Source organism: Paenibacillus sp. P4_E11 (assembly GCF_056401635.1).
Genome location: NZ_JBFUIX010000508.1, coordinates 1 through 1,230 on the forward strand (window position 1 = coordinate 1; position 1,230 = coordinate 1,230).

Consider the following 1,230-nt stretch of genomic DNA (forward strand, 5'->3'; position numbering starts at 1 on the left):
GTCTCCAGCAGGTTCAACAGACCTGAGGGAGACTCTTTTCAATACACTCGCTCTTAATTCAATTCTTTAGCCACTTCGTTATGCAAGACGAATTCGGTTATTTCTTTATAATTTTGCATTCTGCGAGTTATTTTCTCGGCGATTTCTTTTATAAACTCAGGGTTATTGTGGAAATCCATCAGCAGGTGCATCCGATTTTTATTCAAGTGAAGCTCGGTTTTAATGGCGATGGCAAGAAAATTTTTGTCTTCCATCTTCCCCAAATCGATAGTGTTCATAACACTTGCAGCCATTTGCAGCCCCTCGCTTTCTCATATATTACCAGAAAGATCACGCAATACCATATCTATCTCTCATTTTAGTATGAAATGACACATTTCTCAGCACATTTATGGTTCAACGTGAAGCAAACTTTATTTGCAACATGTTGCACGTTTATATTGCAACAAAAAAAGAGATTGGATACTAGTCGATTAATTCGACTAATATACAATCTCTTTTTTTGCTGGTAAAATATTGGTAGACTACTAGTACCAATAATATTTTACTACCAGTTCTGACTTGTTAACAGATTTGTTCATACCGTCAAGTACTGCTTGTCTCTCGAACGGTGATAATGAGGATAATAATTTGTTGGTATCGCTTTCACTTCTTGTTGACTGGAACTTTGCCAAACTCTTTATAACAGTTTGTAAATTTGGGGACCATGATACCGCTGCAACCATTGGAACACCTCATTTCTGTTGGAATAAGTACATTGTATATGATTCTTTCATTGTTAAAAAGAGGTGGAGAATATTTTAAGGAAATATTTAATAGTCTGCTCACTGATACTCTTTTTATCTGTTCAGTTATGGTTTATTCACCTTATTTTCAGTTATCCGGTACTCGGGATTAACCTTGAGGAAACCAATGAACATACTTGGGTGATTTCCTATTTTGATGGCAGAAATAAAGCGGATGAGCTTAATATGAAGACAGGAGATCGCATCGTAAAGATCGATAATATGGATCCGAGCAATTACCCTTCAGTAAAAAAATGGAGGACGATCTCGCAATCACAAACTATACTCTTTTCAAGAGATGGCAGAGAATATTTAGTATCTACTGAGGAGGTCAAACGATCATCTGCATATGATGTTCTGGCACTAGTAGGTGAAATTATATGTTTTCTTCTCGCTATCATACTGTATGTAAAGATGAAACATTCCAAATCTGGCATTTATCTTG

General features: G+C 36.2%; 1 protein-coding gene. It reads right to left on the minus strand.

From position 1 onward, the window contains the following. Positions 1-53 precede the first annotated feature (53 nt). Positions 54-293 carry a hypothetical protein gene (locus tag AC1DWB_RS35560; RefSeq protein WP_477545774.1) on the minus strand — a complete coding sequence of 80 codons (240 nt, stop codon included), beginning with the start codon at positions 291-293 and terminating at the stop codon, positions 54-56. Positions 294-1,230 lie beyond the last annotated feature (937 nt).

Coding starts and splice junctions, on each gene's coding strand:
- AC1DWB_RS35560 (WP_477545774.1), bottom strand. CDS start 293: ATGGCTGCAAGTGTTATGAACACTATCGATTTGGGGAAGATGGAAGAC.